General features: G+C 41.1%; 19 protein-coding genes and 1 tRNA gene. 14 read left to right on the top strand and 6 right to left on the bottom strand.

The window, feature by feature from the left end; all coding sequences use genetic code 11:
• Positions 1 to 200 precede the first annotated feature (200 nt).
• Together LZG71_RS11355 and tilS are read right to left on the bottom strand one after the other, a co-directional pair.
• Positions 201 to 285: transfer RNA gene (locus LZG71_RS11355), tRNA-Ser, on the bottom strand.
• 97 nt (positions 286 to 382) lie between these two features.
• Positions 383 to 1,720, bottom strand: coding sequence for a tRNA lysidine(34) synthetase TilS (tilS, locus tag LZG71_RS11350; RefSeq protein ID WP_233820500.1), 1,338 nt, complete (start codon positions 1,718 to 1,720; stop codon positions 383 to 385).
• Between the two features lie 191 nt (positions 1,721 to 1,911).
• Here tilS and LZG71_RS11345 point away from each other — a divergent pair, with 191 nt between their 5' ends.
• From LZG71_RS11345 to LZG71_RS11300, 10 genes are all read left to right on the top strand, one after another.
• On the top strand, positions 1,912 to 3,447 hold the full coding sequence (locus tag LZG71_RS11345; RefSeq protein ID WP_233820491.1) for an OstA-like protein: 1,536 nt from the start codon (positions 1,912 to 1,914) through the stop codon (positions 3,445 to 3,447).
• Between the two features lie 163 nt (positions 3,448 to 3,610).
• The gene (locus LZG71_RS11340; RefSeq protein ID WP_233820489.1) at positions 3,611 to 4,225 is read left to right on the top strand and encodes a T9SS type A sorting domain-containing protein; all 615 of its coding nucleotides are present in this window, start codon (positions 3,611 to 3,613) and stop codon (positions 4,223 to 4,225) included.
• Positions 4,226 to 4,299: 74 nt separating this feature from the next.
• A complete protein-coding gene (locus LZG71_RS11335) occupies positions 4,300 to 5,229 on the top strand; it encodes an outer membrane protein assembly factor BamD (protein WP_233820488.1) in 930 nt (309 codons plus the stop codon).
• Positions 5,230 to 5,279: 50 nt separating this feature from the next.
• A complete protein-coding gene (locus LZG71_RS11330) occupies positions 5,280 to 5,591 on the top strand; it encodes a DNA-directed RNA polymerase subunit omega (RefSeq protein WP_233820480.1) in 312 nt (103 codons plus the stop codon).
• A gap of 156 nt (positions 5,592 to 5,747) precedes the next feature.
• Positions 5,748 to 6,956 (top strand): bifunctional phosphopantothenoylcysteine decarboxylase/phosphopantothenate--cysteine ligase CoaBC, encoded by a 1,209-nt coding sequence (coaBC, locus tag LZG71_RS11325; protein ID WP_233820473.1) that lies wholly within the window; start codon positions 5,748 to 5,750, stop codon positions 6,954 to 6,956.
• Positions 6,953 to 7,873 (top strand): DUF4835 family protein, encoded by a 921-nt coding sequence (locus tag LZG71_RS11320; RefSeq protein ID WP_233820464.1) that lies wholly within the window; start codon positions 6,953 to 6,955, stop codon positions 7,871 to 7,873. Before coaBC ends, LZG71_RS11320 begins: the two co-directional genes overlap by 4 nt.
• Positions 7,874 to 8,254: 381 nt before the next feature.
• Positions 8,255 to 9,910, top strand: a complete 1,656-nt coding sequence (gene recN, locus LZG71_RS11315) for a DNA repair protein RecN (RefSeq protein WP_233820462.1) — start codon at positions 8,255 to 8,257, stop codon at positions 9,908 to 9,910.
• 32 nt (positions 9,911 to 9,942) lie between these two features.
• Entirely contained in the window at positions 9,943 to 10,377 is a 435-nt protein-coding gene (locus LZG71_RS11310; protein WP_233820460.1) for a viral A-type inclusion protein, read from the top strand.
• Positions 10,378 to 10,379: 2 nt separating this feature from the next.
• Positions 10,380 to 11,045 carry an SCO family protein gene (locus LZG71_RS11305; RefSeq protein ID WP_233820458.1) on the top strand — a complete coding sequence of 222 codons (666 nt, stop codon included), beginning with the start codon at positions 10,380 to 10,382 and terminating at the stop codon, positions 11,043 to 11,045.
• Positions 11,042 to 11,476: a cytochrome c gene (locus LZG71_RS11300; RefSeq protein WP_233820456.1), complete on the top strand. Its 435-nt coding sequence runs from the start codon at positions 11,042 to 11,044 to the stop codon at positions 11,474 to 11,476. The genes LZG71_RS11305 and LZG71_RS11300 overlap by 4 nt, the downstream gene beginning before the upstream one ends.
• A 4-nt stretch (positions 11,477 to 11,480) precedes the next feature.
• Here the strand turns inward: LZG71_RS11300 and lptC are convergent, their stop codons facing one another.
• The 3 genes from lptC to LZG71_RS11285 are packed head-to-tail and all read right to left on the bottom strand — an operon-like array spanning position 11,481 to position 14,082.
• Positions 11,481 to 12,074, bottom strand: coding sequence for an LPS export ABC transporter periplasmic protein LptC (lptC, locus tag LZG71_RS11295; protein ID WP_233820453.1), 594 nt, complete (start codon positions 12,072 to 12,074; stop codon positions 11,481 to 11,483).
• A complete protein-coding gene (locus LZG71_RS11290; protein WP_233820451.1) occupies positions 12,075 to 13,376 on the bottom strand; it encodes an outer membrane protein transport protein in 1,302 nt (433 codons plus the stop codon).
• A complete protein-coding gene (locus LZG71_RS11285) occupies positions 13,363 to 14,082 on the bottom strand; it encodes a type III pantothenate kinase (protein WP_233820448.1) in 720 nt (239 codons plus the stop codon). Before LZG71_RS11285 ends, LZG71_RS11290 begins: the two co-directional genes overlap by 14 nt.
• A 508-nt stretch (positions 14,083 to 14,590) precedes the next feature.
• On the opposite strand from LZG71_RS11285, the gene rho reads away from it, so the two are divergent.
• From rho to LZG71_RS11265, 4 genes are all read left to right on the top strand, one after another.
• The gene (rho, locus tag LZG71_RS11280; protein WP_233820446.1) at positions 14,591 to 16,393 is read left to right on the top strand and encodes a transcription termination factor Rho; all 1,803 of its coding nucleotides are present in this window, start codon (positions 14,591 to 14,593) and stop codon (positions 16,391 to 16,393) included.
• A gap of 165 nt (positions 16,394 to 16,558) precedes the next feature.
• The gene (locus LZG71_RS11275; RefSeq protein WP_233820444.1) at positions 16,559 to 17,467 is read left to right on the top strand and encodes an OmpA family protein; all 909 of its coding nucleotides are present in this window, start codon (positions 16,559 to 16,561) and stop codon (positions 17,465 to 17,467) included.
• A gap of 30 nt (positions 17,468 to 17,497) precedes the next feature.
• Positions 17,498 to 18,001 (top strand): hypothetical protein, encoded by a 504-nt coding sequence (locus tag LZG71_RS11270; RefSeq protein ID WP_233820442.1) that lies wholly within the window; start codon positions 17,498 to 17,500, stop codon positions 17,999 to 18,001.
• 27 nt (positions 18,002 to 18,028) lie between these two features.
• Entirely contained in the window at positions 18,029 to 18,562 is a 534-nt protein-coding gene (locus tag LZG71_RS11265) for a hypothetical protein (protein WP_233820440.1), read from the top strand.
• A 55-nt stretch (positions 18,563 to 18,617) separates the two neighbouring features.
• On the opposite strand, the gene htpG is transcribed toward LZG71_RS11265, so the two are convergent.
• On the bottom strand, positions 18,618 to 20,444 hold the full coding sequence (htpG, locus tag LZG71_RS11260) for a molecular chaperone HtpG (RefSeq protein ID WP_233820438.1): 1,827 nt from the start codon (positions 20,442 to 20,444) through the stop codon (positions 18,618 to 18,620).
• Positions 20,445 to 20,604 lie beyond the last annotated feature (160 nt).

The raw sequence follows: 20,604 nt of genomic DNA, 5'->3' as shown, positions 1-20,604 counted from the left end.
GGTACTCTACTAAAGGCAAGAAACTCTCCAAAACAAACTAGGTTGATTAAAAACACAAACCTAGAAAAATCCTATGCGCTCCACAAGTTTTTGACTTGACCCATTTTGTGCATTTATGCATATTATGATACATGAATAACAAAAAAAACCCTGTAATGTTTGATTTACAGGGTTTTGATGCCTTTTGCTACCTTATTCTGCAGAGAGGGAGGGATTCGAACCCCCGGACCTGTAACAGTCAACGGTTTTCAAGACCGTCGCAATCGACCACTCTGCCACCTCTCTTTAATGTTTCGGCGTATCCGAAACATGGTGCAAAGGTAATAAGATAAACTTTACCTGCAAGTATTCAGTTAAAATTTATTTCAACAAAATATTTTTTTCAACATTCCTTATCGGGTAGGAAACCCATTCTATAAAAGCCTTTGGCACCAGTTGCTATTCGCCAGCGTTCATCAGTTCGAATACCCACAAGCCACATGATCTCATCGCTATGATCCGTAACTACCACCACATTTTCTTTCTGATACATACTGAATTTGAGATCAATAAGTACATCACTCACTTTCTTTCTGAGGCCTTTCATGCCAAAAGGTTGAAAAACATCTCCATGCCTCCAGTTCCGGATTTTTAACGGAAAAACTACACTTAGCGCATCAACATACAACACATTTTTCTCCTCTTTAGAAAATTCAAAATCCTCACATTTTTCCAGAAAAAAAGATTGATTCCCAAACCTGTAGTCACCTGGTCCGTTGATGTGCAGCTCAGTATCCTTAATCTCGTCATTTTTTTTTCTGACAATCAAATGCGCTCTACTCTTTAAGATCTGATGCGAAGCCGAATAAAACGACAAACCCGAAACAGAATCCAGATTATCGGCGATTTGTTTTGCCTGAGTATAGTTAAACCCGTAATTCTCAATGACGTACCACAACAGATATGCACTTTCTTCCTTCTCCTTTAATTTGCTAATAGGAATGGAGATTTCTCCCACAGCATCAGTTACTACTTCTTTTTGCCAATCATGTAAAAAACCATTCAGGAGAGTTGCGGCGGCACTCACTTTTTCAGACGTAACCTGAAAAGTGGATTCCAGAGAGGGGTTTAGCTCGGTTAAAACCGGGATAACTTTTTTCCGTATCACGTTGCGTTTGTAATCCAGAGAGTCATTCGAGCGATCTTCCCGCCACAGAAGCTGATTACTTTGTGCGTAATCAAGTATTTCCTTTTTTGTGGCAAAAAGTAATGGGCGTAGTACAAAACCATTGATCGGACTGATTCCATACAACCCGGCAACTCCGGTCCCCCTTGCAAAATTCAGAAGTACGGTTTCCAGCGAGTCATTAGCATGGTGGGCAGTTGCAATCCAGTCAAACCGATCTTTCCTTAATTCCTCAAACCAAGAATAACGTAACTCCCTTGCCGCCATTTGCGTAGAAATTCCTTTTTCCTTCGCATACTTCTTTGTTTCAAAATGACTGACCGAAAAAGTATAGCCATACTCTCCTGCCAAACGCTCCACAAACAACTCATCCTCAATAGATTCCTCTCCTCTTAGACCGAAATTACAATGAGCAACGGCAGCCCCGAATCCCGCACGATGAAACAAATGAGCCATCACCACAGAATCGACACCCCCACTGATGGTCAACAAGGTGGATTGTTTACCCAAATCAAGCCCCAACTGGTTAATAAAAGTTAAAAAAGAATCCAACATATCCCTTCGGAACGTAATTGATGTAATTTTGGCATATATTAAAGAAAAGCTCTTTAGCCTGACGAAGAGTCTGCAATGAAGGCATTACTCGAGTCAAAGGTAAAAGAAACCATAGCATCATGAACAAAAAAATATATAACACCTTTTGCAACCCTTTTAAACTTTTGTGCGTCATATTAATCAAAGGCAATATGACTAAATTAACGTTCTTTCTCATATTATTCGTATCCTTTGAATCGCTGGCACAAAGAGCTGTAAGCCCTGCTCCCACCGATCCTAATTCTGACCTGGTAGAGATTATAAAGTCTGACGAGCTGGAAATTATCAATGAAAATGGTGTGGATAGTCGCAGGGTGATCAATGGCATTTTTAAACATAAGGGTGCCTTTTTACATAGTAATCTGGCTATTCAGAATATCAACACGAATGTGATTGAGGCGTTTGGAAATGTAAGGATTGTACAGGGTGATACTGTGACAGTTACGGGCGATACGCTGTATTATTACGGCAATACTAGATTGGCTATTGTAAGCGGAAAAAAGACCGTTTTAAAAGACCAGAAGCGCACACTGACTACCAGAAAAATTGAGTATGACATGGCAAACGGGATAGCTAACTATAAACTTCCCGGACGTACGGTCGATGAAGAAAACGTTTTAACAAGTAAAGAAGGATTTTACAGCACTGTTACCAAGGAGTTTACATATTACAAAAATGTAAAACTGGTCAACAAAAAATATACGCTCACTACGGATACCTTGCTCTATAATTCGATTACCAAGTGGTCGGATTTTTATGGCAAAACAAAAATTATTAACAAAGACGGAACAGTATTAGGAACCAAAGGGCGCTATAATACGGAAACGTCGCAATCGTCTTTCAGTAAAAGAACAACGGTTGATAATGAAACGTATACACTTACGGCGGACTCACTTTCTGTAGACGGCAAAACGAACAACGGAAAAGGAAAAGGAAACGTAGTGATCGTGGCTAAAAAGGACGACACCATCCTGAACGGAGATGAAGGATATTACTGGAAAGACAAAGGGTATTCCAAAATTTTTGGCCATGCCTATGTAAGAAATATTATTTCCGAAGACACTTTATACATCCGTGCTGATACGCTGTATTCGTTTGAAAATCAGAGAGACAGTACCAGAAAACTGATTGGAAACAAAAATGTACTTATATACAAATCTGATTTCCAGGGTAAGTGCGATTCTATCAATTACAACACTGCCGATTCGGTGATACGGTTTTTCAAGAAGCCCATTTTGTGGAGCGACCAGCATTATCAGATGGAGGCGGATACGATTACTGCTTATCTGGTTAACAATGAAATAAACCGAATGTTACTAAAAGGGAAAGCCTTCGTAATAACTGAGGATACACTTGTTAAACAATATAATCAGGTCAAAGGCAGGGTGATCAATGCCTATTTTGAAGAAAAAAATGCTTTAAAGCAAGTGTTAGTTGATGGCAATGGAGAGAGTGTTTACTACGCGATCGACGACAAACAGAAAATGATTGGCCTAAACCGAGTGATTTGTGGGAAGATGAATTTGCTTTTCACAGAGAACAAAGTGCGCCGAATTGCATTTGTAGGCAAGCCGGATGGGCAATTAATTCCACCATCCAAAATAAAACCACAGGAACGCCAATTGGACGGATTCAACTGGCGCATATCTGACAAGCCCACCAGAAACAAAACATTATGGTTGGAATAAAAAAATCCAGTCAGAGTAAAAGTGGGCATGATTTTTTAGGTCTGAAAAATAAAGATGACCGCTCACACAATATATTTTGATATTACATATAATTCTGTATATTTTTGTAATGTACTTTTGAGCACGATCATCACCATCTTAAAAGTATCACCGAATTTAAGCTATGAAAAAAACTATACTTTACTTATTGATCCTAACAACAATAACCTGGCAGGGGTTATCGGCTCAATCCGTGCAAAACGGGAGCAGGCTCAATATGACGGTGAAGAAAAAAACAGCCTCTGCCGAGAGCCTCAGATTCTCAAACATACCTGCGGGTCCCAGCTACAAACCACTTTCCTTGCAAAATCCGAAAGCATTAAATAGTTTCTACAGATCATTTCTGTTTTCCAATGTTTCACCTTCCGAGAGCACAAACGTGCAGGATGCAGATGTTGTTGCACGAAACATAGAAAAACGCACGGTGGCAGTGGAAGCAGCGCCAAAACCTGAGGAGCAGCTTTATATTAGTGACAAAATCACTGTATCAAATATATATCCAAACCCAGCAAGCGAATTTGCCGTTATAGACTATACAATGTCAAGCGACCTGAGAGATGCCAAGGTTATATTTTACAACGTACTTGGCTCTAAGATGAGTGAGCATGGATTGAGCAAAAATGTTGGTAAACTTCGGGTGGACACTACCACAATGCCGACTGGTCTTTACTTTTATCAGTTATCTCTGGATGGCAAAAAGGTGGCGACTAAAAAAATGCTGGTTCGTCATCAGCAATAGTATATCAAGAACACTTTATTAAGCTACGCTTTCGTTATGGATGGTGTAGCTTTTTTATTACCTTTGCAGTTAATATGCGAAAAAACAGCCTGGCAAGTTATTTCTTGCTCATTATTACGATAATTGTCATTGCTTCCTGTAGCAAATTTTCAAAATTACAGAAGACCGGTACGGATCAGGAAAAGTACGATGCCGCCATGACATATTATAAGAAGGGAGACTTCTACCGCTCCGGCTTGCTTTTTGAAGAATTAATACCTCTTTTAAAAGGAAGTACTGAATCGGAACTTGCTCAGTTTTATTATGCCTATACCCAGTATCAGCAGGGTCAGTATAATACCAGTCAGTTTTTGTTTAAGAAATTCTACGATACTTACGCCCGTAGCGATTATGCTCAGGAAGCGTTGTATATGCATGCTTTTTCACTTTACAAAGACTCTGCTCCTTTCAACCTTGATCAGTCAAGTACATTCACGGCAATTTCCTCGTTACAGGATTTCATCAACGCCTACCCTGACAGCCCCTTCCGTGATGAGTGTACAAAGTACATTCTGGAATTGAGATCCAAACTGGAAAGAAAGGCTTATGAAAAGGCGAAGCTGTATCATAAGATCAGTGATTTTAATATGATGTCACTTAAATCTGCGGTAATATCCATAGATAATTTCAAAAGGGATTTTCCAGATTCGCAGTATAACGAAGAGCTGTCCTTTCTTAAAGTAGATTCACAGTACAACCTGGCAACAAACAGTTTTTATACAAAACAAAAAGAACGTTATCAGGATGTAATCAAATATTACAAGGAGATGATCGACAAGTATCCATCCGGCAAATATTTGCGTGAAGCTGAAAGAATGTACGAAAACAGCCAGGAGCAGGTAGAGTTGCTGGCTAAGGCAGAAATTGAGAGACAAAAACTTGAAGTGAAGCCTGATACAGGAGGCGCTACAAAACCAACTAAGGTCACGGCACCACCAACAGCTGAATCCAATACAAAGAAATGATTTTCATTTCTCTAAAATTTTAAAAGTTAAACTATATCACTAAGATAAGCATGGCAACGAATCCATCCATCATTACCCGCGATACCGACAAAATAGCGGATGTAACAGGAAATCTATACGAATCGGTATCAGTTATCTCTAAAAGAGCGCGTCAGATATCAAGCAAAATGAAAGAGGAGCTTAACAACAAGCTCGCTGAATTTGCATCCGGAGTTGATAACCTGGAAGAGGTTTTTGAAAACCGTGAACAAATCGAAATTTCAAAGTTTTATGAGCGTATGCCAAAAGCTGGAAGTATTTCGATAGACGAATTTATTGAAGGAAAAACATACCACAGCTTCCGCGATACAACAGAGGAATAGTCTGTAATACTTATAAAACCAGCCGTACAAATAATTCATTTTATTTTACGGCTGGTTTTATGCTATAGCACATGTACTTTCTGTTGCGATTTGCTTAGATTTGAAATCATTTCCACCTGTGGCATTGCTTATATGATGTCCGAAGTACTTTAAAAATTGAATCTTAAAGGCAAAAAAATTATCGTAGGTGTAACGGGCAGTATCGCTGCGTACAAATCAGCGCTGCTTGTAAGGCTCCTGATAAAGGAAGAAGCCGAAGTGCAGGTTGTTATGACGCAAGCTGCAACAGAATTTATTACCCCGCTTACTTTATCTACCTTGTCCAAAAGACCTGTATTGACTTCATTTGTAAATGGAGAAAATGGTTTCTGGAACAATCACGTTGAGTTAGGGCTTTGGGCTGATGCCATAATCATAGCACCGGCAACTGCAAAAACGATATCAAAACTTACCTCTGGTCTCGCCGACGATTTTCTGACAACAATTTACCTGTCAGCGCGCTGCCCGGTATTTTTTGCACCAGCCATGGATGTTGATATGTACCAGCATCCTTCTACGCTCAAAAATATAGCTACACTCCAATCTTATGGGAACCATCTGATAGAAGCCGGTCATGGCGAACTAGCCAGCGGGCTCATCGGTGATGGCCGACTGGCAGAACCCGAAATCATCATACATAAATTGAAGCAACATTTTGCTTCAAAAAAAATAGCAAAGGGTAAAAAGGTATTGATTACAGCCGGGCCAACCGTTGAGCCAATTGACCCCGTCAGGTTCATAAGTAATAGGTCATCAGGCAAGATGGGCTACGCCATCGCTCATGCTTTTGCTATGGCAGGCGCTCAGGTCACTTTGATAAGTGGGCCTACTTCTCTCCATGTTACTGATGAGAATATCCGGCTTGTAAAAGTGGAAACGGCCGAGCAGATGTTTTTAAAAACCAAAGAATACTTCCATGCAAGTGACGTGGTGATTTTCTCGGCCGCTGTTGCAGATTACACCGCAAACGAGGTCGCCACTCAAAAAATTAAGAAACAGGGTTTTAACATGACGATCGATCTAAAAAAGACGACAGACATTGCCGGAACACTTGGAAAGGAGAAGAAGGAAGGACAGCTGTTAATTGGTTTTGCTCTGGAGACCGAGAAAGAATTGGAATACGCAGCGGATAAATTGGAACGCAAAAATCTGGACTACATCGTTTTGAATTCACTTAATGATTCTGGTGCTGGCTTCGCGCACGATACCAACAAAATTTCCGTTATTGATAAGAACAAAAATGTGAATCATTTCACACTTAAATCAAAGGATGAGGTGGCGCAGGATATACTGAGTATCGTGCTGTCCAAATGGAATGAAGTATGAAAAAAATATGGATAGCATTCGTTATTGCAGTTAGCGCTCTTTTACCTCTTATGGTATCGGCACAATCTGCTCAATTCACTGTTACAGTAAATTCTGAGCAATTGTTTGCACAGCAAAAAACGGATCCTCAGACGATGACCCAGTTGCAAACCTACATCAACGACTTTCTTAACAACACGAGATGGTCTGAGGATGTGTTTGCAAAGGAAGAACGGATTAAATGTAAGCTGAATATTAACCTCACGAAATCGGTAGCACTTGGCAGCTACGAAGGTAACGCACAGCTGGTGGTCTCCCGCCCGGTTTTCAACTCCAACTATGAGAGCGTTTTGTTTACTTACATCGACAAGAACTTTTCCTTCAACTTCCTGCCGGGCACACAACTTTATTTTAACGAAAGTAGCTTTACCGATGAGTTGCCCTATTCCCTGGCTTTTTACGCCTATATAGCCATGACATTCGATTACGACTCCTTCAGTAAACTAGGCGGCACACCGTATTTACAAAAGGCATTCAATATTTCCAATCAGGCCAGAAACGCATCGTCGAATAAGAGGGCCTGGGAAAATAGTATGAACAACACCAACAGCAGATATTCACTGATCGAAAATCTGATGAGTCAGCAGTTTACCCCTTTTCGTGAGGGCATGTATACTTACTACCGCGAAGGACTTGATGTAGCAACACAAAATCCGTTACAGACTCGTGAAAAAGTGCTGGCAGTTTTGAACACCATAAGAGAAGTTTCTTTGTTACGTCCAGCCAGTGTTGTGATCAATTCCTTTTTCGATGCAAAATCAGATGAACTCACTAAAATTCTGGTTGAGGCTACACCCGAGCAAAAGAAGCAGGCGTATACCCTGCTTGTAAGTCTGGATCCTTCCAAAACGCAGGTTTATCAAAGACTCGCTCAATAGTAAATCATTAATGAGTAAACGTATCATACGGATTAAAAATACCGATGTTTTCGCCAGCCTTGAGCACCGGACAGGTATTGAACTTAATGCTGTATTACAAAATGGCAGGACCCATTTCGGTGTCTTGAATTCAATAACAGCCGAAAGTTTGGTTATTGCCGACTCTCGCGAGCACTTTCACAAGCTAATGATTTCCGATCTGTACGAAATCGTACTAGACACCACAGAAAAGTTGGAAAATATCTCAATTAAATAACGTTACCCGTCCTGGTACGTTTCTTATTTGTATATATCATGGCTATATTCGTAACGGGCATCAAAAGAAAACTTTTGTGGAACGAGAATTTTGCTTTGGTGTTTTGCTAACCTGATTATCCAGAAATGCTTTCTAATTTACTGATCAAAAACTATGCTTTAATCAAGCAATTGGAAATGTCTCCCGACCCAGGATTAAATATTATTACGGGTGAAACCGGGGCAGGGAAATCCATCATGCTTGGTGCAATAGGTTTACTGCTTGGCAACCGGGCCGATGCCAAATCACTATTTGACGCCACTGAAAAATGCATCATAGAAGGCAGCTTCAACCTGTCAGGCTATGACATGGCTCCCAATTTTGACGAGGAAAATCTGGATTTTTCGGACGAATGTATCATCAGAAGAGAGATATCAGTATCCGGAAAATCACGGGCTTTTATTAATGATACACCTGTAAATCTTGAAACCCTTCGGAAAATAAGCAGCCAGCTTCTCGACATACATTCCCAGCACGATTCGATCATGCTCGGAACAAATGAATTTCAGTTGCAGGCAGTTGACGCATTTGCCGGAAACTCCGAACTCCTTGCCGATTACCAGGGACGTTTCCAGCAATATAAAAATGCTTCCAGGGTTTTGGAAACACTGCAGGCACAGGCAGCTCAATTGAGGCGTGAATTTGATTTCGACCAGTTTCTCTACCAGGAGCTAAATGCCGCGAGTTTACAAACAGGCGAGCAGGAAAACCTGGAACAGGAACTTGCCATACTTGAAAATGCTGTTGAAATACGTGAACGGTTACAACTCGCCTATACGTATCTTGATAATCCGGATGGCTCTATACTAGAATTATTAAAGACAGCAGTTGGCTCACTTTCTCAGGCTTCAAGGCTTGTTCCCAGCTACGATAATTTACGTCAGCGTGCACAAAGCGCACTCATCGAATTGCGGGATCTCGCCGACGAAATTGACAGTATCAGCTCGACAGTCGATCTTGATCATAATCGAACTGAACTGGTAAGAGAGCGCCTTGATCTTATTTATCTACTTCTGAAAAAGCATCAGGTAACTTCGGTGGATGAACTGATAACACTGGAAGCAACTTTGCAAGCAAAGCTCAACACGGTTTTAAATCTGGATGAGGAACTGTCTCAGTCCAGAAAAAAGGTGGATTCTTCCCTGGAAGCGATGCTGAAAAGTGCAAAAAAGTTGTCGGCAAGAAGGCATCAGGTAACAAAACAAATTGAATCCTTGCTACTGGAAAGGCTTGTAGAACTTGGTATTCCCAACGCTTCCCTTTCGATCAAAATCAGTGAGATAACACCTGGATCCAGCGGGATAGACTCGGTTATATTTTTGTTTAGCGGTAACAAAGGTATTATGCCGCAAGAGTTGAAACAGGTAGCATCGGGCGGGGAATTTTCCAGGCTAATGATGGTAATTAAATATATCCTGGCCGATAAACGCAAGTTACCAACCATTATCTTTGATGAAATCGATACTGGAGTATCCGGAGAAATCGCAAAAAAAATGGCCCGGATGATGCAGAATATGTCCAGCAACCACCAAATTATTGCCATCACACACTTGCACCAAATTGCCAGCAGTGGTAATGCGCACTATTTTGTTTATAAAGACCATTCGTCTGAAAAGACTGTCAGCAAAATTAAGAAGCTTTCTTCAGATGAGCGCGTAATGGAAATTGCCCAGATGATTGGCGGTCACAATCCGAGCGATTCTGTAATCAGCAATGCGCGGGAAATGATTTTGAATAATTAAGTATTTTATCACAAACTAAAACCTCCTATATAATGAGAAAAATTGTACTGGTACTAACATTAACAACCGCTATTTTCGGATGCGGGCAGGATAAAGACAAAGTAATGGAACTGGAAGGTGAGGTATTGACGATCCATGATGATGTGATGCCCAAAATGGATGAAATTATGACTTTAAAAATGCAACTTTCCAAAAAAATAGTACAGCTGGACAGTCTGCAGAATGAAGGAATAACAGGAAATACACTGGCAGAAGAACGAATGAAAGCGGTAGACCTCAATCAAAAGTTGAATGAGTCGGACAAACTCATGATGGGTTGGATGAACGAATACAGGGGTGATTCGGCTAAAAAACTTAAAGCAGTAGATGCTATCGCATATTTTGAAAACGAGAAGACAAAGATTGAAGAAGTAAAACAAATAACACTTAAAAGCATAAACGAAGCAAAATCGTTTCTGGAAAAATAATCATGTACCAATTCAGTAGAAGTAATATTTTAAAATCAGCAGTTTTAGCTTCCATCACCATATTATCAATTGCTGCATGCGATTCGACTAATAAAAATTTGCCCATTCTTGGAGAGCGCGACTGGACAACCAAAGTAGTTGACGGAAAGGAAGTTGTCGACACGATTTACAATAAAATTCCTGCCTTCTCATTCGTCAATCAGAACGGAGATACAATTACAGAGCAGATCGTGAAGGACAAGATTTACGTGGCCGATTTTTTCTTCACCACCTGCCCTACCATATGTCCTGTTATGAAGAAACAGATGCTTAAAGTGTATGAAAAGTTCAAGGATAACGGTGACGTTATGATTTTATCTCATACCATTGATCCTGAACATGATACACCTGCGGTATTGAATACATTTGTAAAAGACCTGAATGTAACGGGAACGCAATGGCAATTCCTTACGGGTCCAAAGGAAAAGACATATGAAATTGGCCTGAAGAATTACATGGTGGTTGCCAAAGAAGAAAAAACTGCGGAAGGTGGGTTTCTGCACAGTGGTGCGTTCATCTTGGTAGATAAAGACAAACACGTACGGGGTATGTACGACGGAACCACAGAAGAGGGAACAAAAAAACTTATAGCAGACATCCAGACACTCTTGGACGAGTACAAAAAATGATCTCCACTTCTCTTACCAGAATTAGTAAAGGTCTGGCTTTATTTGTTGGTTTTGCAGTATGCTCTTGCCAGAGTGCCAGTGAATTAAAATCGGAGCAGTATTTTGCCGAAGGTTACCAGCTGTATACGACTAACTGTGCGAATTGCCATCAAAACGACGGTGAAGGCATGGCAAACCTCTATCCCCCAATCAATGGATCGTCTGCCCTGACAAACAAGGCTTTACTGGCCTGTATCATAAAAAATGGAATGAAGGATACGATCGTTGTGGCAGGTAAAAAGTTTAGCCGACCAATGCCGGCAAATCCGAAATTGACAGATCTGGAAATTGCGGAGATCGTAAGCTTCCTAACCATGAAATGGCATAGCGATAGCACACTTACACCTATAGAAGAAGTGAGTAAAGCGTTGAAGGAATGTGAGGTGAATTGAGAAATCAGGGAACGCCCGAAAATTTATAAATTCCTGTTGCTTTTCTGAATTTGATACGGGTGAAGTCCTGCTCCGCATCCATTCCAATTGCATTTGTAATTTCAGAAGTTCTGGTATTTCTAACAGTCAGAGCTTTGTCGGTGAACACTTTTTTGGTAACAGGATTCCAACTTAGCTCTGTTGTAGTTAGCGTTTCCTGCGATTCCGATTTTATTACACGAACATGTCCTTTGACAATATACACATTCGAAGCATGATCAAAATGACCTGAATCGGCACGAAGACGGGTAATGATCGAGCCCGTTGGATCGAAGAAATTAATATTAACCGTATCAGGGAAAACTTTATTCTGATTGGAATAGGTCAATGATCGCGGTGTGATCATCTGTACTTTTTGCAAGCCCTGCTCACTGTAACGTATCTGTACGTTGCTTACTTCCTCAACAGGTCCTTCATAAGCCGCTCCTAATTTCTTCTCTTCTTTCTCACAGCTAACAATCGTCAGTGTGATACCAAATGTCAATAAAACAGAGATAGCTTTGCGAAAAACCATTGTTTTTCGCAAAGCTATCTCTGTGAATGCAATTCGTTTTTTCAATTAATCAAGTTTTTGTTTTTGGAACCATCTGTCTAGCAGGGTGATACCCAATACCGCACGTCCATAACGTTCACGCACCATTCCGTTTCCAGTATTTCCACGCTGTCCGCCCACAAATGCAAGAGAAACAAAGTTCTGATATCCAAAACCCATAGGGAAAGTAAATCCTAAACTGATGTTGGTATCATTTACGTCCCTGTTGTTAATAGAATAAGGCGTTTTACCATGACTAAAACCAACCCGGTAACGTACTCTTTCAAAATAATTCAGTGACAAGAAACGAGGGAGATACTCAACCCCCACATGCAATCGGCCTACATTTTTCAATCCATCATTCGACGTACTTCTGAAACCTCTGTAATCGGACCAGGACTGGTGGCTGTAATCCGCAGAAACCACCATTTTCAGAGGCCATTCTAAACTCATCCCAACCTGATACTGAGTAGGTACTGTGATGCTGCCCGACATATTGTTCGTCAATGTGTCTGTCGCTCCGGGCAATACAAAAGAATCCTGGCTAAGTTCCAGCGTTCTTGTCTGGCTTGCATTTATATCAGTTTTAAAGCTGTAAGCACCTCCCAGATTCAAATTTAACTTGTTGTCCTTTTTCACTGGTATACGAACCGTACCACCCGCCCGAAAGCCAAAATCAGAATAATTAGTCCTGTCATTGATACCGACCAGATAGTCAGTCGCTGCGGCTCCTGATGGAATTAATACCTCCGTCGCCTTGCGAACATTTCCAAAGTAATAAGATGTTTCCAAACCCAGACTCACATACTGGTTCAGCTGGTAGGCATTTGTGATCGAAGCTTTGTTTATTCCACCTTTTCCTGAGTTAAAATAAGCAGCCTGATCCCCGGTTCCCGGTATTGCTCTTGTCGACGTATTTTCGAAATCCACAAAGCTGTAAGGTTTCATACTTGCACCAAGCGTCCATCTGCGACCAACCGGGAAAGCAATGGAAACATATGCAAGGTTACCGCCCGCGTTCTGCTGTTTCTTGTTACCTGAAACTATTTCTTTGTACTGACCGATCAAGCCAACATCCAACGTGGTGTATTTGTTGCGAGACCAAAGTGCAGGATTTAAATTATTTATCTGAAATCCGTTACTTGTGCTCACTCCCGACTGCCCCATACCGGTATTATCCGAAAAGCTCTCTCCATATAATTCGCCCATACCCAGCGATGAATAAGGTGCATTACCTAAGCCCTGCGCATTAGCCTGCGTTGGCGTTAATCCGTTACAGCCCAGCGTAATTGCAACTGCGAGTATTCCTAATCCTTTATAAAGCGACATTATATCTTAAAATTCTGTTCAATCCAATTAATACCAATTCTGGGACCACAAAGATGGCCGGTTTCAGGCTACTTTCAAAAAACGTAGTATCTCCACCACATAACACTACGCTTAAAGAAGGCGATATGTGACGATACCTCTCAATAATTCCTTCAACTTCGCCCAACACCCCATTCATAACTCCACTTTCAATAGCTTCTCTGGTGCTCTTTCCAATCAGCTCAGGCACCTTCACAGGCTCAAGTTGAGGAAGTCTTTTTGTAAACGTATGCAATGCATTAAATCGCATCTTAACGCCCGGAGATATTAAACCTCCTTCAAAACTTCCTTTGTGATCCAAATAATCATAAGTGATGCAAGTACCCATGTCAATAATCAACAAATCCTTATCAGGAAAAAGATATTGCGCACCAGTAGCTGCTGCTATTCTGTCAGCTCCGAGCGTTTCCGGGGTCTTATAATTTTTACTGATCGGTAAAGGTGTATCAGGAGACAAATCCAATACCGGAATATCCAGTCCCAATGCGTCTTTAAATTCGGAAATACTGTTACTTACAGACGAAAAGATGATATGATCCGGTGCCTGAGAACGAATTTCTTTAACAAGATCATCCCATACAACCCTGGCTTGAAAACGAATCAGCTTGTCATCATCAAACCATCCTATCTTTGCATAAGTATTACCTGAGTCTACAGCGATATTCATGATGGTGCAAAAGTCCCATTTTCTCAGGACAAATGCTAACATATGGGAGAACTAAGCCGATATATAACATTAATTTATGTTAAAACACGTGTCATTTTCCTGAATACAGTCGCCAGAACTTTTTCAGATCAATTAAATGAATCTGAATTTTGACCAACAATTTGGATTTAAAGGAATACTATATTACCTTCGTTCAAATAAATCCTCACCCTGATCACTAAGGTTTTGTTATCCATCTCTCGATAGCTCTCAATGTTATCAAGGTTTTTGAATTCTTACCAGTTTTTTTCTGTACTTCATTTGAGTAAAAATTGCAAACTTTTCAAAGTTGATCCATCATATTTTTCTGGTTTCTAAAAGTCTATTATCCGGACTTTCTCAAAAATACATACTGACACATCAATGATCATTACCTGAACATGGGACAGACGCTCCCGATCAATATTCCATTTACATTCACAAACTCATTATCCAATAGGTGAAGCTTTCTTTGCCTTATATTTTCTGTATGCTTACAATTGATGAACTGAACCTTAAGCTTCTATCAGAGCTCAAAGAAATTGCAGGAAGCCTTGGTGTCTCTGATTATGCCAAACTCCCTAAGAAAGAAATTGTTAACAGAATCCTTTCTCAACAGGAAGCTGCAAAACCCGTAGCAGAAGTTGAAGCACCGGTTTCTGACGACGACGAACCAAAGAAAAAAAGAGCACGGCGCACATTGCCAAATGAAACGCCGATTGGAGGAACCAAGGCCATGGGAAACCGCCCGGCTAAGGGAAGAAAAGAGAATACCTCTCCCTTTGCATCCTCTGCTCCTCTTTTTGATACACCAGCGAAACAACAGGAACAACCAGAAACAGAACCTGTTAGGCCTGTAAACCAAAATACCAGGCCTCGTCAGGAGAACAAAGTGAGGAATCTGGATATTGCTCAGGAAGTGGATTCGGAAGATGATACACTTAATGATCTTGGAAAAGAGGAACCAGCAGCTGTGGCTGAGACTGATAACCAACAAAGTGATTCGCAGGAAGTAACTGCTCCGGCCGAAGAAGTCGAAAATACCACACAAACTACCGAAGAAAGGCCTTTCAAACAGCAACAGGAAAACACCGAACGCCCGCAACAGCAGCAGGTTTCCCGTGAAGATCCTTCTTCCAAAATAAAAAGAAACTACAACAATTACGTTCGTGAATTCGACGGACTTATTGTTAATGAAGGGGTACTTGAAATTATGCAGGATGGTGGCTATGGTTTCCTTAGATCGGCCGACTATAATTACCTGGCAAGTCCTGATGATATATACGTATCACCTTCTCAAATCAAATTATTTGGTTTAAAAACAGGAGATACTGTTAGAGGACAAATAAGACCTCCAAAAGAAGGTGAAAAATACTTTGCGTTACTACGGGTTGAAACCGTTAACGGCAAAACAACCGAAGAGATACGCGACCGTATACCTTTTGAATACCTTACTCCATTATTTCCGGAAGAGTGTCTGCGTTTAAGCTCACGCCCGGATCAATACTCAACAAGAATTCTTGATCTGTTTGCCCCTATCGGTAAAGGACAGCGCGGTATGATCGTTGCGCAGCCAAAAACTGGTAAAACGGTATTGCTGAAAGAAATTGCCAACGCCATTACACGCAATCACCCAGAAGTTTTCCTTTTGATATTGCTGATCGACGAGCGCCCTGAAGAGGTAACCGATATGCAACGTAGTGTTCGTGCAGAGGTTATTGCTTCTACATTTGACGAGCAAGCAGACAGACATGTTAAGGTAGCAAGCATCGTTTTGGAAAAAGCAAAAAGAATGGTTGAATGCGGCCACGATGTGGTTATCCTTCTCGATTCGATTACACGTCTTGCACGTGCATACAATACCGTTGTTCCTTCATCCGGTAAAATACTTTCAGGTGGTGTAGATGCGAATGCACTTCACAAACCAAAACGTTTCTTCGGAGCTGCAAGAAATGTAGAAAACGGAGGATCATTGACCATCATTGCTACGGCATTGATTGATACAGGTTCTAAAATGGACGAAGTTATCTTTGAGGAATTCAAAGGTACGGGTAACATGGAATTACAGTTGGATCGCAAGCTTTCGAACAAGCGCGTGTTCCCTGCTATTGATGTAATGGCTTCCGGTACGCGTCGTGAAGATCTTTTACTAGATAAAGAAACATTGAAAAAAGTGTGGATTTTGAGAAAACATATGTCAGATATGAATGCTATGGAATCCATGGACTTCCTGCTTGAACACATGAAAGGAACCCGCAACAATGAAGAATTCCTGATTTCGATGAATCGTTAGTATTTTGGGATAAATATCCTAACTTGTAAGCAAAAGCAGCCTGAACTCAAACGGGCTGCTTTTTTTGAGTTATATCCAGAATTGCACATGTTAATCGGAAAGTTGTATTTTATGTGACCAAATTGCTAATTGCAAGTCAGATTGCCAATTTTAACCTAGTCAGATATGTCAAACAGTAAAGTATTGTGGTACGTTCTGCTTGTGGCCTGGATCTCCGGCTCAGCTTACTGGCATGTATGCAAAATTAAGCAACTCTGCGATGCAGAAATCCTGGGCTCTATCAATTCCGTCGCAGTAAATTCCGCAGAACCGTTGGTTATATCTGACAGCACCAGCCTGAGATTGGTTTCCCCGGGTAATTTTAGATTCGCAAAACATGGCGACACCCCAGAACTCAGTTCGGTCCAACCAGAGCTTGACTCATTGACAAAGTATCTCATTGTTAATAAACATAAACAGGTAATTATAACAGGGCAATATCTTTCGGCCGAAAAAAATACGACCACCTTTTCCGACCTTGGACTGGCACGTGCCGGAAAGATGAAGGACTGGCTTGTGTCAAAAGGGATAGCTGATTCACTTATCAAGACAAATAGCAACCTGAATGAGGCCCTGGTGTTTACGAACGATTCCTTATCTGGGGGACTTATTTTTGATTTCGAAAATACAACTCCTTCCATCGGACGAATTGCATTAACGGAGACCGAACTGGCCAATGAGCAAAAATTTGATAATATTTTCAAACCGTTGGATCTCTACTTTCCCACGGCCAGTTCGGAATATATAAAGACGGATCAGAATCAAATGTTCATTGCCGAAGCAAAAAAGTATCTGGGAGAGAATAATGACAAAAAGCTGGTTCTGACAGGACATACCGATGATGAAGACAGTGCGGAATGGAATCTAACTTTGTCCAGAAAGAGAGCGAATGTGGTTCGCAAACAGTTTATAACAATGGGAATAGCACCCGACCGTATCATCACAAAAGGCAAAGGGGAATGGGAGCCAAAAGCTTCCAATGCAACGCTGGAAGGAAAGAGAGCCAACCGGCGTGTAACGATCATAGTGAAATAAATCAGGCAGAATTAAACAAAAGCATTATACATGTTTACATTAAACCCATTAAACAATCCTGATGCGCTTTGGCAGCACCTGGCTATGGTTATCGGGGCCGTTGTTATTGGTTATATCATCGGCTTTAAGGGAGCCAGAGAAAAAAGGAAAGGGTTGGAGAAAAAGCTCTATAAGCTTGACACTGAACTTTCAAGATGTCAATCCCAAAAAATAGTGGCTCCACCAGTAAGCAAAGAAACCGTTGTAATTGCATATACTCCCGCTGCGAATGAGAAAAGGGACGATCTTAAAATAATCGAAGGAATAGGTCCTGTTATAGAGGAAGTCCTCAACTCCGAAGGGATTTATACCCTTTCACAACTAAGCGAAACAAAGCCTGACCAGTTGATAAGAATTTTGCAAAATTCGGGTAACAAATTTCAGATTCACGATCCGAGAACATGGCCACAGCAGGCGAAACTGGCAGCATTCCAAATGTGGGACGAACTGAGAGAATTACAAAATGAACTGAACAAGGGGCGTTACGAATCCTAAAATGCTCTTTCAACCGACAAACCAATTATGCTGATTTTAGACATAAATCCTTTAAGCAAATCTGTCGCCATCGGCGAAATCGTCATTATGCTGTCTGGGGCAGCAGTTCTGGGTTATTTCCTTGCCCAATTTATAGCCCGATCCGGAATCAGATTATTAAGGGAGGAGATAAATGAAAAACAGGTAGAACTTGCAGCGTGCAGAGCTCTGCCATCAGTAACAAGCCCAAATGTTTCAGTAACGGAAATCCCGAATAAAGGGGCTGCGAAAACAGTGTATCCCATTCACCAGACAGATCCGGGAGTTCGTCAGGATTTAAAAGTAATTGAAGGCATAGGTCCGAAGATTGAGGAAATTCTTAACAGGAACGGCATCATGAATTACGAAGCACTATCGGCCGTCCCGGCAGTGAGAATCGCAGCCATCCTTCGTGGCGCTGGTCCACGGTTTCAGATACATGATCCAACAAGCTGGCCTCAGCAAGCTACATTGGCACATAAAGGAAAATGGGAAGAACTGAATGCTCTGAAAGATCGACTGATTGCAGGAAAAACAGATTAGTAAAACACAAAAGAGCCGCTCTCGAGATGAAAGCGGCTCTTTTAGTATTTATACCTTAAAGTGTCGTTACCGTTCTTTGAATGAACTTGGTAAGATCACTTCCAGTTAACAATCCCTGGGAAAGCAGAGCCAGATCGTACACCTGCTTGGCAAGTGCTTTTTGATCATCTTCATTTTCCGTTTGCAATACACGACCGATAATCGGGTGGTTGGCGTTAAGGGAAACGGTATACATTAGCGGCATATCACCAAACATGGAACGTTGTCCCGAAGAGGCCTGCATGTCTGTCATCCGACGCATAAATTCAGGGAAAGTAATCACTACCGGGAGTTCATCAACCGGCATTGCCTCCACTGAAACGTGTGCGCTTTTGGTACCGGCAATATCTTCAAACAGTTTCTTCGCCTTTTCTTCATCGTCTTTCGAAAGAATGCTTTCCAGCTTCATATCTTTCTCAATCAGTTTATCGAGCGTATCGGCGTCAACCCTTTTTACGGAAGTTTTTTCCAATTTCTGCTCCAACGCATTGATGAAGTGAGAATCAATCACACTTGTTAACTGTAATACATCGTAGCTGCGTTTTTTAGCCGACTGGATAAATGCGTCCTGTTTTTGCTCATCGGTGGTATAAAGCCAGATCTGTGTATCATTTTTGTCAGTCTGATTTTCTTTTACAAGCTCAGCATACTCTGAGAATGTGAAAAACTTACCATCCACATTCTTTACAAGACAGAAATCCTTCGCTTTTTCATAGAACTTCTCGTCGCTGACGATACCATATTTAACGAACAAACCAATATCGTCGAACTTCGCTTCGAAACCTGGTCTATCGTTCTTAAAGATTTCAGCAAGCTTGTCTCCAACCTTACGTGTAATGTAACCGTTTATTTTCTTCACATTACCATCGGCCTGCAAATAGCTTCTCGAAACGTTCAAAGGAATATCCGGAGAATCGATCACACCATGCAGCAGTTGCAAGAAATCAGGAACAATATCCTTTACCTCATCTGTAATGAAAACCTGACGGCTATAAAGCTGAATTTTTTCACGCTGTCCCTGGAAATCATTTTTCAGTTTTGGGAAGTAAAGAACTCCTGTCAAATTGAATGGGTAATCCACGTTAAGGTGAATCCAGAACAACGGATCCTCGCTCATTGGATAAAGCTCCTTGTAGAAAGCGATATAGTCTTCATCTTTCAACTCCGTAGGATTTTTTGTCCAAATAGGGCTGGTGTTGTTGATGACCTTATCTTCAAACTCAATCTGTATTGGTAGGAATTTGCCATACTTTTCAAGAATTCCACGCAGACGGAACTCGTCAAGGAATTCCTCTGAATCTTCGGCTATGTGCAGGATGATGTCTGATCCTCTCTCCGCCTTTTCGGCAGAAGATAGTGTGAACTCAGTCGATCCGTCACATTCCCAGCGCACCGCCTCCGAATCATCCTTGTAAGATTTCGTAATAATCTCCACATTGCGGGCTACCATATAGGCAGAGTAGAAACCAAGCCCGAAGTTTCCGATTATCTTACCTTCGTCGCCCTTGTCCTTATATTTCTCGACAAACTCCGTAGCACCAGAAAATGCGATTTGGTTGATATATTTTTTGATCTCATCGGCTGTCATACCGATACCATTATCACTGATGGTAATGGTTTTAGCATCCTTGTCAAGCTTCACAGTGACTTTCAACTCCCCCAGCTCTCCGTTAAACTCTCCATAAGAAGAAAGTTTTTTCAGTTTTTGCGTGGCGTCAACAGCATTGGAAACGAGCTCTCTTAGAAAAATTTCGTGATCTGAGTAAAGGAATTTTTTTATAATCGGAAATATATTCTCTGTGTGTATGCTTAAATTTCCTTTTTCCTGAATCCCTGTCTCCATATTAGTCCTTGTTTTAATTTAAAATTTTAGAATTAATTTATCTCTTGCAATACGAGGTGAAAATTTGCGTTCCATTAGCAATCAAAATCGCTCAGGCTGACACATTGTCATAATTTACCTTACAGTAGAATAAAATTAGTAAATTGGTAACTGTGAGCGT

Origin of the sequence: Dyadobacter sp. CY312 (genome assembly GCF_021390535.1) — a bacterium.
Lineage (GTDB): Bacteria > Bacteroidota > Bacteroidia > Cytophagales > Spirosomataceae > Dyadobacter.
The sequence above is the reverse complement of the archived record's forward strand: the minus strand, read 5'-3'. Positions and strand labels throughout refer to the sequence as shown.